The organism is Bifidobacterium leontopitheci (assembly GCF_009193355.1).
Lineage (GTDB): Bacteria > Actinomycetota > Actinomycetes > Actinomycetales > Bifidobacteriaceae > Bifidobacterium > Bifidobacterium leontopitheci.
Map to the genome: position 1 here is coordinate 1 of NZ_WBVT01000050.1, position 16170 is coordinate 16170.

At 66.1% G+C, this 16170-nt stretch carries 8 protein-coding genes; 4 read left to right on the forward strand and 4 right to left on the reverse strand.

Going from position 1 to position 16170, the window contains the following annotated elements:
* Positions 1-173 precede the first annotated feature (173 nt).
* Both F7D09_RS10275 and dcd read right to left on the reverse strand, forming a co-directional pair.
* The gene (locus F7D09_RS10275; RefSeq protein WP_152235398.1) at positions 174-1475 is read right to left on the reverse strand and encodes a DUF4854 domain-containing protein; all 1302 of its coding nucleotides are present in this window, start codon (positions 1473-1475) and stop codon (positions 174-176) included.
* A gap of 154 nt (positions 1476-1629) precedes the next feature.
* The gene (gene dcd / locus F7D09_RS10280) at positions 1630-2211 is read right to left on the reverse strand and encodes a dCTP deaminase (RefSeq protein WP_152235399.1); all 582 of its coding nucleotides are present in this window, start codon (positions 2209-2211) and stop codon (positions 1630-1632) included.
* A 280-nt stretch (positions 2212-2491) separates the two neighbouring features.
* Between dcd and F7D09_RS10285 the strand changes: the two genes are divergently transcribed.
* The gene (locus tag F7D09_RS10285) at positions 2492-9835 is read left to right on the forward strand and encodes a leucine-rich repeat protein (protein WP_152235400.1); all 7344 of its coding nucleotides are present in this window, start codon (positions 2492-2494) and stop codon (positions 9833-9835) included.
* Between the two features lie 476 nt (positions 9836-10311).
* Here F7D09_RS10285 and F7D09_RS11245 read toward each other — a convergent pair whose 3' ends face one another.
* Positions 10312-10773 carry a hypothetical protein gene (locus F7D09_RS11245; RefSeq protein WP_193312450.1) on the reverse strand — a complete coding sequence of 154 codons (462 nt, stop codon included), beginning with the start codon at positions 10771-10773 and terminating at the stop codon, positions 10312-10314.
* A gap of 291 nt (positions 10774-11064) precedes the next feature.
* Between F7D09_RS11245 and F7D09_RS10295 the strand changes: the two genes are divergently transcribed.
* Positions 11065-13134 carry a cation:proton antiporter gene (locus tag F7D09_RS10295; RefSeq protein WP_152235401.1) on the forward strand — a complete coding sequence of 690 codons (2070 nt, stop codon included), beginning with the start codon at positions 11065-11067 and terminating at the stop codon, positions 13132-13134.
* Between the two features lie 683 nt (positions 13135-13817).
* Here the strand turns inward: F7D09_RS10295 and F7D09_RS10300 are convergent.
* A complete protein-coding gene (locus F7D09_RS10300; RefSeq protein WP_152235402.1) occupies positions 13818-14585 on the reverse strand; it encodes an alpha/beta hydrolase in 768 nt (255 codons plus the stop codon).
* Positions 14586-14753: 168 nt separating this feature from the next.
* On the opposite strand from F7D09_RS10300, the gene F7D09_RS10305 reads away from it, so the two are divergent.
* Together F7D09_RS10305 and F7D09_RS10310 are read left to right on the forward strand one after the other, a co-directional pair.
* Complete coding sequence (locus F7D09_RS10305; protein ID WP_152235403.1) at positions 14754-15194, forward strand: hypothetical protein; 441 nt, start codon at positions 14754-14756, stop codon at positions 15192-15194.
* A gap of 187 nt (positions 15195-15381) precedes the next feature.
* Complete coding sequence (locus F7D09_RS10310; protein ID WP_376863215.1) at positions 15382-15852, forward strand: nucleoside deaminase; 471 nt, start codon at positions 15382-15384, stop codon at positions 15850-15852.
* Positions 15853-16170 lie beyond the last annotated feature (318 nt).

Consider the following 16170-nt stretch of genomic DNA (forward strand, 5'->3'; position numbering starts at 1 on the left):
TGTTTTGTTTTTTTTTTTTTATGTTACGGTGACCCCCGAGTTCTGATCTTGTGCGTTCGTCGGCAGCGTAAGAGGTGTATAAGAGCCAGGGCCTGCGAAAGGGCCCGGCATATCGGTTCGTGTGATATGCCGGGCCCTTTTGCCGCTGTGCTGTGCGTCCGCCGCTGCCGCCGTCAGTCGACGGGGCCGTTGGCGTCGTAGGTCTTGTCGAACAGCTTCTTGCCGCTCGCGGTGTGGTAGTAAAGCCGCACCTTGATGCCGCTCTTGGAGTCGACCGCGGTGTCGACGCTCTTGGCGATCGACGCCCAGAGGTCGTCCATGCTGCTGCTGTTCAGGTAGCTGTCCATCATCGAGGCGTACTTCTCGTCCATGGTGATGTCGTAGACGAGCGTGTCGCCGTCGGCCCGGATCTTCATGGACATGCCCGTGTTCTCCATGCCGGAGAGCGAGGATTCAAGCTCCTTCTGCACTTCCGGCGAGTTCACGAACTCGGACAGCGAGGAGTACGTCTTGCCGGAGCTCGAGCCGTTGCCGAAGTCATCGGACGAGCCGGAGCCGTTGGAGTCGTCGCCGGAGTTGCTGTCGCCGGAGTTGGAATCACCGGAGTTGCTGTCGCCCGAGTTGTCCTTGGACGTGTCCTTCTTCTTCTCGACGGTCTGGCTCTGCGAGGTGCTGGACTTGCCGTCGTCCTTCTTGTTCTGGGAGACGAAGTACCAGGTCAGGCCGCCGGCGATCGCCAGCACGGCGATGATGGCGACGATGATGGCGACGATTTTGCCGGTGTTGCTCTTCTTCGGCGCCGGCTGACCGTAGCCGCCGGGCTGGCCGTACGGGTTCTGCGGTCCCTGCGGGCCGTTGCCGTAGCCGTTGTTCGGGCCGCCGAACTCGGGGCCGTTGCCATAGCCGGCCGGCTCGTTGCCGTAGCCCGGGCCTTGCGGTCCCTGCGGACCGTACCCGCCCTGCGGCTCCCCATAGCCGCTTTGGCCGTATCCGCCCTGCGCCGGCGCACCTTGCGGACCGTTGCCGTACCCGCCCTGCGGTTCGTTGTACCCGCCTTGCGGACCCTGGTTGTAGCCTGCCGGCTCCGGGGTGTAGCCGCCGTTGTACCCGCCCTGCGGCTGGCTGTAGCCGGCGTCCTGCGAGCCGTTGTAGCCGGGAGCGTTGTAGCCCTGCGGCTCGTTTGCGCCGCCGTCGAACGGCTGCTGGTTGTAGCCGGAAGCGTAGCCGGACGTCTCGGCCGGTGCCGTCGGCTGATCATGCTGCGGCTGGTATCCGGACGGCTCGTACCCGCCGGACTGCTGCGGCTGGTAGCCGCCCTGCTGCTGGCCGTACGGCTCGGCCGCCTGCCCGTAGGAGGGCGCGGGGAACTGCTGCGGCTGGGCAGGCTGCGGTGCCTGCGGCACCTGGTTGTACGTCGGCGGCACGTTCTGCGGGGCCGGCTGCTGCGGTGCTGGATTATACGGATTGTCGGACATCGTGGTCCTCCCCTTCGTTGTGGACTTGTGAGCTACATCATACTCCCGGCATATGTCGCTGTCCACGCAACCATCAAGGGTTCACCATATGTTCAGCCGACCGCTCGGCCGGCTCGCGCCCAGCCCAGCCGGCCCGCACGGGAGCCCGCCCCGCTCAGTCGTCGATGCGCGCCTTGTAGAAGTTGACGTACGAGCGGCTCGGCGTCGGCCCGCGCTGGCCCTGATAGTGCGACCCGACGCCCTTCGAGCCGTACGGATGCTCGGCGGGGGAGCTGAGCTGGAAGAAGCACATCTGCCCGATCTTCATGCCCGGCCACAGCTTGACCGGCAGCGTCGAGACGTTGCTCAGTTCGAGCGTGATGTGCCCCTCGAATCCGGGGTCGATGAACCCGGCCGTGGAATGCGTGAGGATGCCGAGCCGGCCCAGCGAGCTTTTGCCTTCCAGCCGCGCGGCGATCGTCGCGTCGAGCTTGACGTACTCCCAGGTCGAGCCGAGCGCGAACTCGCCGGGGTGCAGGATCCACGGCTCGTCCGGCGCGACCTCGAACTGTTCGGTGAGCGCGCCCTGGTTCTCGGCAGGGTCGACGTACGTGTACGCGTGGTTGTTGAACAGGCGGAAGAACCGGTCGAGCCGCACGTCGATCGAGGCGGGCTGCACCATCTCCGGCGTCCATGGGTCGAGCGAGATGTGGCCGTCCTCGTAGGCGGCGCGGATGTCACGGTCGGACAACAGCATGGGGTCTCCTTCATCGGGCTGGATTGTCGGTTCGTTCTTGCTGCCCTCCAGTCTAGCCGCGCCGCCATATCGTCATGCCGGCGGCCGCCTCAGCCATTACAGTGAGCGTTCACAATGTGGGCGTTTCCCTGCGAGGCAATACGAAAGGTATATATTGCCGACGAGATTGGGGGAGTGTCTGACAACGAATGCCATGCCACCGTAGAACGGCGGCTGACGTCGTCCGCCAGACACTCCCCGGATCGTCCCATAAGGATAGGAACAAGAAGAGGAAATCCCAATGGTCGCAAAACACTCTTCGGCGATATTGCGGTCGGGCATCGCCCTGATCGCCGCCGGGGCGATGCTGGTGCCGCAGACGCTGGCATCGGCAGCGGAGCCTGTTCAGCAGCCGGCCGACGGCACCAAGACGACGCTCCCGACGAGCGCGTCCGCCGACGCCGACGCCCTGCTCAAGCCCATCAAGAACGGCAAGCCGACCGAGGCTACGCAGAACGGCAAGACCGCCGCCGTGACCACCGTCGACACGAAGCCCAAGATGGTGACGGTCGTCGTCCAGATGGACGGCACCAATCCCGGCATCCCATGGTACAGGTCGCTGTTCGGCACCTCCCAGCAGGACCGCCACGCCTACCTGAAGAACCAGATCCGCGCGCTGGCCGAGCGCTCGCCGAAGGTCACGGTGAAGTCGAACGGCCGTTCCGTCGCCGCCCAGCCGTTCGAGGAACGGTACGACTACACGCACGCAATCGACGGCTTCGCCGTCAAGGTGTCCTCCGCGTTGCTGTCGCAGATCCAGAAGATGGCCGGCGTCAAGCGCGCGTTCATCAGCGAGGACCATCCGATCCCCAAGGACGAAGGCGACCAGGGCACGCCCAAGAACCAGTCGTCCCTGCACATGACCGACGCTGAGTCGGCCGCGCAGAAGGGCGACGGCCAGGTCGTCGCGGTCGTCGACACCGGTCTCGACACCGACCATGAGGCGTTCAAGGGCGACCTCAACGACAAGACCGTCAAGGAGACCAAGACGGACGCCGAAGCGCTCATCAAGCAGGTGGGCCACGGCCGGTACGTCAGCGAGAAGATCCCCTACGTCTACGATTACGCGGACGGCGACAACGACGTGCGCCCCAGCGACACGTCCGGCATGGAGCACGGCACGCACGTCGCCGGCATCGCGACCGCCAACTCCGGCCAGATCCGCGGCACCGCGCCCGACGCACAGCTCATGATGCTCAAGGTCGCCGAGGACTCCAGCGGCAGCCTGCCGGACGCCGCGATCCTCGCCGCGCTCGACGACGCGGCCGTCCTCAAGCCCGACTCGCTCAACATGTCGCTGGGCACCGACGCCGGCTTCACCGAGTCCGCCGCCATCACGTTCGGCGACGCGCTCAAGGCGATCCGCGACAACGGCACCGTGCTCGACATCTCGGCCGGCAACGCCTACAGCGCGGCCCTGTCGAACAAGAGCGGCGAGGACAAGCCGTACGCCACCGACCCTGACAGCGGCGTCGTCGGCACGCCGAGCACGCTCGCCGACGCGCTGTCCGTCGCCTCGGTCGACAACTCGCTGCTTGACGGCGCGTTCCTCACCAAGGACGGCCAGGCCATCGGCTACTCCAACGCACGACTCAACAACGGCGGCACCGCCGCGCAGTTCACCGACCTCAAGGACGGCGACTACCCGTACGTCGACGGCGGCGTGGGCGCCACCGCGGACGTCGACAACCTCAAGAAGCAGTACCCGGATGGCCTCGCCGGCAAGATCGTCGTCGTGCGCAAGAACGGCACCGACACGAACGGCCTCGCGCTGACCACGTCGCTCGCCTACCAGCACGTGTCCGAGCTCAAGCCGGCCGCCGTCGTGTTCTACGCGGACGCCGACGGCGCGATGCGCCAGATCACCGTCGCCGACGACTCCATCCCCGCGGTCGTCGTCGCGCACAAGTACGGCGACGTGCTGCTCAAGGCCGCCGACCACACGATCGTCGTCAAGAAGGGCGCCACGCCCGCCAATGACGGCGACTTCGTGATGAGCGACTACTCCAGCTGGGGCTCCACGCCTGACCTCAAGATCAAGCCCGAGATCACGGCCCCCGGCGGCAACATCTACTCGTCCATCCCCGGCAACCAGTACGAATACATGTCCGGCACGTCGATGGCCGCCCCGCAGATGACCGGCATCAGCGCCCAGGTCAAGCAGTACATCGACGCGAACAAGAAGTTCGCCTCCCTGTCCGCGCGCGAGAAGGGCGACCTGGTCACCACGCTGCTCATGAGCACCGCCAAGCCGGTCACCAACGCCGGCACCAAGACGTACTACTCGCCGCGCAAGCAGGGCGCCGGCCTCGCCAACGTCATCGCCGCGACGAGCACCGACGTGTACCTGACCTCCGACAAGACGTCCGACGCCGCCCGCCCGAAGGGCGAGCTCGGCGACAGCGCCGACGGCACGTGGTCGTACACGCTGACCCTGCACAACGTCGGCGACAAGGCGCACACGTTCACGCCCGACAGCAAGGCGCTCTCCGACCAGATCAAGGACGGCCTGTTCCAGCTCGCCGAAACCGACTGGACCGGCAAGGGCATCGACGTCGCCTACTCCGGCGACGCCTACAAGGACGGCAAGGTGAGCGTCCCCGCGAACGGCACCGCCAAGCTGACCGTGACCATCACCGCCGGCTCCGCGTTCAAGGACTTCGCCAAGGCCGCGCCCAACGGCACCACGGTCGACGGCTTCGCCATGCTGAAGTCCGCCGACGGCGGCCAGGACCTCGTCTCCCCGTTCCTCGCCTTCTACGGTGACTGGAGCGCCGCCAAGCTGTTCGACTCGAACATGGCCGACACCGGCGACAAGGCCCCGCACGTGTTCGGCAGCGGCGTCGTCAACGGCGCCACCGGCACCTACCTCGGCATCAACCCGCTCGTCGACGACGACACCCCGGACGAGTACCTCGAGTACGACCCGGCCAAGGCCGTCGCCTCGAACGCGCTGTCCAAGAACGCGCCGAAGCGCGTGCTGCCGGCCACCGGCCTGCTGCGCAACGCCAAGACGCTCGACTACGAGTACAAGAACGCCAAGGGCGAGACCGTCAAGTCGTACAAGAACCAGTACATCGCCAAGGCCACGTTCAACCAGACCGTCGGCTCGATGAACTACGCCGAAAAGAGCATGGACGTCGCCCCGGTCTTCACCGGCACCGACGAGAACGGCAAGCAGCTGCCGGAAGGCGAGTACACGCTTACCAAGACCGGCACCACGGTCGGCCCGAAGTCGAAGAGCGAAACCGCCGAGCCGGTCTCGTTCACCTACGACACCACGGCCCCGAAGATCACGAACTTCAAGGCCACCGGCACCGGCAGCAACCGCGTGTTCACGTTCTCCGTGACCGACAACACGTGGCTGGCCGCCATCGACTTCCACGATCCGAACTCGCTCTCGTACTTCTACCGCGTGTACACCAAGGACCCGTCGACCACGAACCCCGACGGCACGCGCACGTGGAACTTCTCGATCAAGCTCTCCGACGTGCAGGCCGCCTGGCCGTCCGTCGGCATGGGTCCGATGCCCAACGAGTTCCCCGTGTACGCGTGGGACTACGGCATGAACGTCAGCGCCCAGGCCACGGCCGTCGCGAACCCGGTCTCGCTCACCGGCATCACGCTCGACCCGGCCAAGGCCGACCTCGTGCCCGGCCAGAGCACGAAGCTGACCGCCACGCTCACGCCTGAGGACACGACCGAGCCCGACCTGATCTGGACCAGCTCCGACGAGTCCGTGGCCAAGGTCGCCGACGACGGCACCGTGACCGGCCTGAAGATCGGCAAGGCGACCATCACCGCCGCCTCCGCGAGCAACCCGTCCGTCAAGGCGACCGCCGAGATCAGCGTCAACCCCGTCTCCGAAGACACCGGCATCCTGCTGCAGCAGTCCGAGCTGGCCATGCCGTACGGCGAGAGCCGCACGGTGAACGCGCTGCTCGCCGAATCGCTGGCCGGCTCCGCCGTCGACTGGAAGTCGAGCGACGACTCGGTCGTCTCCGTCAAGGCCGGCGCCTCCGACGGAGACAAGGCCGAGGCCACGCTGACCGCCGGCAAGAAGTACGGCGACGCGACCGTCACCGCGACCGTCGCCGGCAAGGACGGCAAACAGCACAGCGCCACGATGAAGGTGCTCGTGCGTCAGGCCGACTACGGCGACTTCGTCATCGACGAGGCCACCGGCACGCTCACCTCCTATGTGGGTAAGGGCGGCGACGTCACCATCCCGCAGGACGTGACCGCCATCGGCGCGCAGGCGTTCGCCGGCTCGACGATCACCTCGGTCACCATCCCCGCCGGCGTGACCTCCATCGGCGCCAACGCCTTCGTCCAGGCGACCAGCCTGAAGAAGGTCACGTTCGAGGGCGCCGACGACGGCACGTCCAAGCTCAAGACGATCGGAGCCTACGCGTTCGAGCTCGCCTCCTCGCTGGAGTCCCTTGTCGTGCCTGACGGCGTCACGTCCATCGGCAACGGCGCGTTCGAGCTGACCGGCGTGAAGAAGGTCGTGCTTCCGTCCAAGCTGACCACGATCCCGACCGCGCTGCTCTACGGCACGCCGTACCTGACCGACCTGACCATCTCCGACGACGTCACCACGATCGGCGACCAGGCGTTCGCGCACAGCTCGATCCCCGAGTTCAAGCTGTCGGGCGCGGCTGACGGCAGCAAGACCGGTCTGCCGTCCAAGCTCAAGACGATCGGCGCGCAGGCGTTCTCCGACATCCCGCTCACCAAGGTCGTGCTGCCGTCCGGCGTCACGAAGCTCGGCGACGGAGCGTTCGACTCCGACTCGCTGCTCACCGACATCACCCTCAACGAGGGCCTGACCACGATGGGCACCCAGGTGTTCGCCTCCACCGGCATCACGTCGCTGACCGTGCCGGACAGCGTCACCACGTTCGTGGCCCCGCCGTCCTCGATGTACGCGCAGCCGTTCGCCAAGATGAAGGCTCTCAAGGAAATCACCCTAGGCAAGGGCGTGCCTGCCAGCGCGCTTGACGGCAACATCTTCGCCGAGGACAAGTCGCTGGAGACCATCAAGGTGCCGAGCGACTCGAAGGACCTCAAGGTCGTCGACGACGTGCTGTTCAGCAAGGACGGTTCGACGCTGTACGTGTACCCGAACGCCCGCGAGACGTCCGACTCCACGTACGCGGTGCCCGCAGGCACGGCGACCATCGGCGTGGGCGCGTTCTACAAGAACAGCTCGCTGAAGACGGTCACGTTCCCGGATTCGCTGCGCGAGATCGGCTCGTCCGCGTTCGAGAGCAGCTCGCTCACCTCGCTCAAGCTGCCCGACCAGTTCGAGACCATCGACGCCGACGCCTTCAAGACCGCGACCGGCATCAAGACCGTCGACCTCGGCGGCACGAAGACGATCGGCGCCACGGCCTTCTACGACGCCTACTCGATCACGAAGGTGAACATGCGTCCCGACCTGAACCGCCTGCAGTCCGTGGGTGATTCGGCGTTCTGGAACACCGGCATCTTCTCGCTCGACATGCCCGATTCGCTGACCGACATCGACACGTTCGCCTTCGCGAACTGCGCGAACCTCACGAAGCTGCACATCGGCGCAGGCTTCACCGGCAGCTTCGGCTACGTCGTCTCCACGCAGTACATCACCTCGTTCACCGTCTCGGACAAGAACCCGGTGTACTACGCCGAGGACAACATCCTGTACGCGAAGAAGGACGACGGCCTGCACCTGACCATGTCGATCCCGACCAACGGCCTGCGCGACTACACGGTCAAGGCCGGCGTGGTCGCCATCGACTCGTCCGCGTTCAACCAGAACTCGACGCTCGAGCGCATCGTGCTGCCCGAAGGCCTGCTGTCCATCGGCTCCAACGCCTTCAACAAGTGCACCGCGCTCAAGGAGGTCGTCTTCCCAGACAGCCTGCAGTCCGTCTCGTCGAGCGCCTTCAAGGAGACCGACCTCGAGGTGGCCGACTTCGGCACGAAGATCCAGTCGATCGACGGCGACGTGTTCAACACGCACGTGCCGACCCACATCATCGTGCGCGGCGGCGACCAGGGCATGTACAACGACAGCATGTCCGCCGACGGCAGCCTCACCGAGACCGCCTACTTCGGCAAGGGCATGGTGTCGCTGAACTTCAGCCAGGACCTCGTGCCCGACACGCTCGTCGTGCCGGAGGACCTGCAGGAGTTCATCTCCTCCGCCGACCAGATCGACCCCGACAAGTTCGTCGCCTACGCGCCCGCCGGCTCCGACGGCTACAACGTCATGGCCGACGCGCTCTCGCAGCTGGGCGTCGACCCCGCCTCGCACATGAAGGCGTACACGCCGCTCGCCGTCAGCGTCAAGGGCTCCGGCTCGCTTGACGCCGGCAGCAAGGTGACCGTCACCGCGGCCGCCACCGGCGGTGTGGACGGCAAGAAGGAGTACCGCTTCGTCGAGACCGCCGCCGACGGCTCCACCAAGGTCGTGCGCGACTGGTCCGACGCCGCCACGTTCGACTGGACCGTTCCGACCGACGGCAAGCACGGCCTGCGCGTGGACGCCCGCGACGCCACGTGGCTGACCGTCTCCTCGACGCTCGGCGACGTGACCGCCCCGAAGTTCGAGACCAATCTCGACGCCGCCGAAACCGACGCACTCGTCGGTGCCGAGCCGACGCTGACGGTCAAGGCCAGCGCGGCCAAGGGCGAGACGCTCAGCTACCAGTGGTTCATGGACGGCAAGTCGATCGACGGCCAGACCGGCGAATCCTTCAAGCCCACCGCCACCGGACGCCATGAGTACTACGTGGTCGCCACCGCCGCGAAGGACGGCCTCACCGCCTCCGCCAAGAGCATGGTGAAGCCGGTCGTCATCGCCGCCAAGGCCGCCGCACCGCAGATCGCCACCGACCTGCCCGCCACGGTCGAGACGACCGTCAACCACGAGGTCACGCTGAGCGTCGACGCCAAGTCCGGCGACGACGGCCAGCTCACCTACCAGTGGTACGAGGTCGCCGACGGCTCCGAGGCGAAGCCGATCAAGGGTGCGAACGCGCTGAGCTACAAGCCCGATGTGACGAAGACCGGCGCCCGCCGCTACTTCGTGCGCGTGACCAACACCGTTGGCTTCGCCGCCAACACGGCGACCGCTGACAGCGCCACGACGACCGTGACCGTGAAGGCCGACACGACCGCCCTGCAGACTGCCGTCGACGCCGCGGCCAAGCTTGACGAGGCCGACTACACGCCGGCTTCGTGGAAGCCGTTCGCCGACGCGCTCGACGCAGCCCGCAAGGTGCTCGCCGACCCGTCCGCCACGCAGGACGCCGTTGACGCCGCGCTCAAGACCCTGACCGACGCGCAGAACGCGCTCGTCAAGGTCGCCGGCAACAACGGCGGCCAGCAGCCCGGCCACGGCAACGGCGGTCAGGGTGGCAACGGCGCGAACGGTTCTGGTAACGGTTCTGGCAACGGCTCCGGCGCGAACGGTCAGCAGTCCGGCCTGTCGCGCACCGGCTCCTCGGTGATGGCGCTCGCCTTCGCCGCGGCCGCGCTCGCCGCCGCCGGCTGGCTGCTCACCCGCCGCAAGTCCTCCGCCCGCCACAGCGCCTGACGGCCCCGACGGACCGTACTCGTACGGGCGCTACGAGTACGTTCCGTCGTTGGGCATCATCCCGCCCTTGGCCCCCCTCGGCGGAGGACCGAGCCGTGAAGCAAACAGCGGAGCTGTTTGTAGGCGAGGTGCGAGCGACAGCGAGCCAGCATTGAGTCTGCCGTAGGCAGTCCTTCATTGCAGGATGCTGTCAGCGTAGCGAAGACTGGGGGAGCGTCACCCGCGTTGCGCTGTCCCGCACCTCGGCCCCCTCGGTGGAGGGGGCTGGCTGAGCGTAGCGAAGACTGGGGGAGCGTCACCCGCTTGGCGACTGTCTCCCCACAGTCGTCTGTAGCATCCGCTCCCCCTCAGTCGGCTTCGCCGCTTCCGGCGGATTCTAGTAGTCGTCACCCCCGCTGGCGGGGGCTGTCGGCGTAGCCGACTGGGGGGTGGTACCCCGCGTGGTCACCCACCCCACCCCCATACCCAGAAATCTTTCAGGAAACTTCAGCGGTGTCCCAAGAAACCGGTGTTTTACTATAAATGTCAGCGAAAGCCGGCCGGAGGTCATCGGTTCGATTTCCGAAATAATTGAACACTTTCTCTTCTTCTCTCTCCTTTCTCTCCCCGGCGGGCAACACCGCCGGGGTTCTTTGTTTTCGCGGTTCGTCTTCCCGCCCTCGTCCTATTCGATTCCCTCGTTGTCCTTTCCCATTCACACTTCTGTTTTCCTGTCCTCCGCTTTTTGGTCTCTCGTTCTGCTCTTTTGCTTCCTTTCTCCTTATCTTTCTTTTCCTTCCTCCCTTCCTCCCTTCCTCCCTTCCTCCCTTCCTCCCTTCCTCCCTTCCTCCCTTCCTCCCTTCCTCCCTTCCTCCCTTCCTCCCTTCCTCCCTTCCTCCCTTCCTCCCTTCCTCCCTTCCTCCCCTTCTCCTCTGCTCCCCGCTATCCCTAAGATGCACAATGTGCGCCTTAGGGTAAAAAGCGTGAAGAAACCGTGAAGGATGGTGCTGGATTGTGTACCTTAAGGCGCATAATCTGCGTCCAACAATCCGCAAGTTGCACATTGTGTATCTTGCGGATTCCGATTAGCGCCCGCCAGCCCCGTGCAAGCCCGCATCACGCACGCGTGCCCCGCACCGGCACGCACGCCCGCACCCGCCCCTGCGCCCCACGTTTCTGCCACGTTGCGCACCCGGTTGTATCCTGTCAATAGAGAGTGTGTACGCCGACGGGGAGCCGGGGGACAAGTCGTGGAAATTTTTCAGCTGATACTGTGCATCGTCGGCGTGGTCGTGTTCTCGTCGTTCGTCAGCCGGTTCATTCCCAAGGTCTCCACGCCGCTCGTGCAGATCGTCATGGGCGCGGCGGTGACCTGGCTGCCCGGCTTCCCCGAGACGACGCTCAATCCTGAACTGTTCATGGTGTTGTTCATCGCGCCGCTGCTATACCTTGAGGCCCACGAGATCGACAAGTCGCAGCTGCTCAAGACGCTCAAGCTGTCCCTGTCGCTCGCCATCGGCCTGGCCATCGCCACGATGGTCGCGGTCGGCGTGGTCGTGCACGCGGTCTGGCCGTCCGTGTCGCTGGCGGCGGCGCTCGCGCTCGGCGCCGCGCTCGGCCCGACCGACGCGGTGGCGGTCAGCTCGCTCGGCAAGGAGGCGTCGCTCTCGTTGCGTCAGCTGGGCGTGCTCAAAGGCGAGTCGCTGTTCAACGACGCGTCCGGCATCGTCGGCTTCCAGTTTGCGATCGCCGCGGCCATCACCGGCGAGTTTGCGGTCGGCCATGCGGCAGGCGAGTTCGTGCTGTCGTTCATCGGCGGCACGTTGTACGGCCTGGCGATGGGTCTGGTGGCGAACTGGCTGTTCGAGACGGTCCGTTCGCTGGGTTGGGAGACGACGACCACGAGGATCCTCATGGAGCTGTTCCTGCCGTTCATGCTGTATCTGACGGCCGAGGAGCTGCATGTGTCGGGTATTCTCGCGGTGGTCGCGTCCGGCCTGTTCGTGCGGTTCGACCGGACCGGCATTGGTCCGAACGTGGCGCGCACGAACATCGTGTCGAGCAGCGTGTGGGGCGTGCTGTCGTTCAGTCTCAACGGCGCCGTGTTCATTCTGCTGGGCATGCAGCTGCCGCGTGCGATGAGCACGAGCTGGGACGATCCGGGGGTGAGCAACGCGCTGCTGATCAGTGTGATCCTGCTGGTGTCGCTGGTCGTCGTGGTGATGCGGTTCCTGTGGATGGCCGGCATGCTGCGTATCGCGCGTGACGTGACGACGGGCAAACGCCGCCCGATGACGCCGGAACGTTGGCGCAGCGCGGCGGTCATGACGTTCGGCGGCCCGAAGGGCACGATCACGTTGTCGCTGATGTTCACGATCCCGTTTTCGATGAGCTGGGGTGTGCCGTTCCCGATGCGCGACGAGCTGATCTTCATCGCGTCCGGCGTCATCGTCGTCACGCTACTGCTCGCGAACTTCATGCTGCCGCTGCTCGCGCCGAACCGCGACAAGCTGGCTCCCGAGATGACCGAGATCACCATCGAGATCCTGCGCAAGACGGTCGAGGAGCTGACCGGCCGCGTGGACGACGAGAACCGTCGCGCGGTGCTCATGGTCATCGAGTCGTATACGAAACGCATCACGCGGCTCAAGCAGCGCGTGGGCGAGCGCGATCCGCAGGGTCTGGAGCGGCTGCAGATCGACGCGCTGCACTGGGAGAAGGACTATATCAAGGGTCTGCTGGCCGAGCTGAAGATGCATCCGCTGGACGACGCCGCCGAGCAGGACATGCGCGTGGAGGCGTGCGAACGCATGATGGACGACATCATGAACACGCTGCGGCATGCGTCCAGCACGCCCGGCTCGGGGCATGCGGTCTCGCAGATCCGCGGCCGCATGCGCGCGTTCGAGCGGCGTGCCGAGAATCTTGGCCGGCGTATCAGCAGCAAGATCCGCCGCACCACGCCGCTGATCCGCGAGGACGAGATGTTCGCGCATTCGCGGCTGCTGCAGCTGGACGTCATGGAGCATGTGGTCGACCGCCTCTACGAGGAGATGGGACGCGACACCTACAGTACGGAGCATTGTTCGGCGCTGATCCTCGACTATCGTCGCGCGGAGGCGGCGCTCAAGTCCCGGCCGAACATGGGCGGCAGCGCCAAGGCGATCACGCAGGCCGAGGAGATCAAGCGCGAAAGCTACGGCATCGAGCTCGGCGTCATCCAGGACATGCTGGAGGCCGGCGACATCACCCGCGCGCAGGCGAAGGCACTGCGCCGCAACGTCTTCGTGATGAGCGTCGACGCCGACAGCAGCATCTGACCGCGCGTGCCGTGGCTGTCGGGCAAGCGGCGCGTGATCGTGCGCATACGTGAGGATGTGCACGATGCGTGGTGCGCCTTATGTTGCGCCATGACTCGTCCATCCGCCTTTTGCATGACTTGTGGCACAGTGTTCCGGCGGAGGTTGCCCCGTCCTGCGTCCCGAACGCGCGAAATGCTCCATCCTGCACATTCGGGATGTCCCGAACGCGCGAAATCGCTGATTCTGCACATTCGGGATGTCCCAATCATGCAAAACCGTCGATTCTGCACATTCGGGACGAAGTCGCCACATCCAAAACCGCCATTTTCCAACGACACCGCATGCGGCCACGCCGTCCGTCCGGTCCTACGGTTGTCCCGATTGTGCGAAAACCCTCATCCTGCGCATTCGGGACGTCCCGAACGTGCAAAAACGCCGTACTGCGCATTCGGGATCACCGTCGCCAGGCGATGGCACGGCGCTCGCGGCGCGATCGACCGCATCCCGCAAGGATTCCGGATCCGACGGCACAAACCAGTCAATCCTCCTACGGAGTGCGCGTCCCCGCAAGCGCCCGGATACGGTCGGTCGTGAAATCCCGAAGCACCCCCTGCGAGTACGCTCCGTCATGCACGCGACGGAGCGCACCCGCCCGCCGCACGGTCAGCGAGCAGTTCGCGCACTGCCGCCGCCTCCGCACCCTACAGCACGCCGGATGCGATGTCGTGCAGCAGCATCCACTGCCGCACGTCCGTCAGCTCGTCCATGCTCACCGCATGATCGAGCCCACGGTACCCTTTCGCCGTCAGCCACGTGTGCTCCTCAAGCCACGCGGTCGCCGCGAACAGCTCGTACTTGGGCATCACCTCGTCGTCGCGGCCGTATCCGAAGAACACCGGAACCTCCAGCTCGGCCAGCCGCTCGTCCGCCGGAGCCGTCCCCGGCACCGCGCCGGACCCCACGAATCCCGAGAACGCGACGGCCGCGCGATACCGTTCAGGCCGCACGCGCAGCAGGTGCACGGCCAGCGCGCCGCCCTGCGAGAAGCCGACCGGCACCACCGCACGGTCGGCGGGAATCATGTCCTCGACCCACCGGTCGACCGCGCATGCCGCCGCATACAGGTCGCGGTCGCGGTCGTCGCCGGTCGGCACCGCGTCATGAAACCAGCTGTACGCGCCTGCCGCCGCATCCTCTTCGGCGGCGAGCACGAGCGGCGCCCGCAGCGACACGTAGTCGTTGTACGGCGCCAGATATCGCATGATGCCGGCCATGTCGCGCTCGTTCGACCCCCAGCCGTGCAGACACAGCAGCAGCGGCCGGGTGGGCAGCGCGTGCCCGCCGCCGCGTGAGAACTCCGCCTGCGTGACGGTCAGTTCCTCGCCGAACCGGCCGGGCAGCACGTCGGACTTGCGGCCGATGAGCGCGGCGTCGTCGGCATCGCCATGGTTCTGCGGTTTCGTGTCCATAGGCACAATATACGTCACGTCGGGCGCGGCAGTGGTTCGGCGGCCGAAAGCGCGGCATGTTCATGTCCGATTCGCGTCCGTTTTCGACATAGTCCGGTCAGCCGGCGAGCGAGAGCGAACCGGCGGATCATACAAGCCGCACTGCCGGAAACAGAAAGAAGGATCATCATGGGTTACATCGAAATGCCGCACGATTCGTCGGATGACAAGCCGAGCGAGCCGCGCAAGCCTGCCGAGGACCAGTACGAGTGGGCGTCGTCCCTGCCGTACACGGTCGAGTTCCGCGGCGATCGTTGGTGCACGTGGACGGTCATCGGCATCGGGCTGTGCGTCGTCTATGGGGTGGTGGATGCGCTCGGGGGCAGCCTGGTGACCTTTGACAACATGCTGTTCATCATGCTGCTCATGGCTGTGGTCGCCGCGCTGGTCGCGGTGTGCGGCGGTCTCGCGACGTACCAGCTGTACCAGTACCGCAAGGCCGCGTGCGAGGCCGGTTTCGAGCCGAGGGACATCGCTCCGCGCGGCTGGGTGATGTCGATCGTCCTGCTTGTTCTCGGCATCGGCAGCACGCTGCTGTGGATTTCGCCGCTGCTTGCCGCGATGAGCTGATATGAGCTGAGCATCCGGCGAGCTCGAGCGGGTGCGCGGCCGCAGCTCAACGGGTAACCAGCCGCAGCCGAACACCCGTATCCGTCACAGCGGGTACCTACCCGCTGTGACGTTTCTGCTGTGACAATTTCGGCGCGTGGCTCCGTCGCTGCCTTCGCCGTTGCCACTCGCGTAGACTTGTCCGGTGATGGATACGGAACCATGGAACCAGACGATGTCCCGCGCGATGGGCGAGGCGCTCGCCGAGTCGCGGCTGGCGCTCGCCGGCGGGGATGTGCCGATCGGCGCGGTGATCGTCGCCGCTGACGGGCGGATCATCGGCCGCGGCCATAACCGTCGCGAGCTGCGTCACGATGTGCTCGCCCACGCTGAGATCGAGGCGATGCGCGAGGCTGCGCAGCAGGTCGGCGGCTGGAATCTTGCGGATTGCACGCTGGTCGTCACGCTTGAGCCGTGCCCGATGTGCGCGGGGGCGTGCGTGCAGGCGCATGTGGGTCGTATCGTGTTCGGCGCGTGGGATGCGAAGCTGGGCGCGTGCGGTTCGGTATGGGACATCCCGCGCGACCCGCACATCGGTCACGTGCCTGAGGTGTACGGTGGCGTGCGCGAAGGCGAGTGCGTCGCGCTGCTCGCCGATTTCTTCGCCGACCTGCGCTGAGCCGCTGTTTGCCGGACCGCGGTCTGTGCTGAGCTGCTGTCTGTCGGGCCTCGGCTTGCGTTGCGCTGCCGTCTGTTGGACCGCGGTCTGCGTTGCGCTGCCGTCTGTTGGACCGCGGTCTGCGTTGCTCCGCTATCCGGCCTCCGGCCTGCGGCCTGCGCTGACCCGCTATCTGCAGGCTCCCGTCCTGCGCTGACCGCCGTCCCGTCCGCCCTCCTAGGCTTGCGCTGGGCCGATATCCGCCCGCCGGCCGCGTCTCCGCCACTCCACTCTTCGCCCGACAGCCCTGCTTCGTCAGCCGGCCCCCGCTGCGCCCGC

What these genes read in the sequence shown, in the direction of transcription:
- F7D09_RS10305 (WP_152235403.1), top strand. Translation starts at nt 14,754, where the DNA reads ATGGGTTACATCGAAATGCCGCACGATTCGTCGGATGACAAGCCGAGC.
- F7D09_RS10275 (WP_152235398.1), bottom strand. Translation starts at nt 1,475, where the DNA reads ATGTCCGACAATCCGTATAATCCAGCACCGCAGCAGCCGGCCCCGCAG.
- dcd (WP_152235399.1), bottom strand. Translation starts at nt 2,211, where the DNA reads ATGCTGTTGTCCGACCGTGACATCCGCGCCGCCTACGAGGACGGCCAC.
- F7D09_RS10285 (WP_152235400.1), top strand. Translation starts at nt 2,492, where the DNA reads ATGGTCGCAAAACACTCTTCGGCGATATTGCGGTCGGGCATCGCCCTG.
- F7D09_RS10300 (WP_152235402.1), bottom strand. Translation starts at nt 14,585, where the DNA reads ATGGACACGAAACCGCAGAACCATGGCGATGCCGACGACGCCGCGCTC.
- F7D09_RS10310 (WP_376863215.1), top strand. Translation starts at nt 15,382, where the DNA reads ATGGATACGGAACCATGGAACCAGACGATGTCCCGCGCGATGGGCGAG.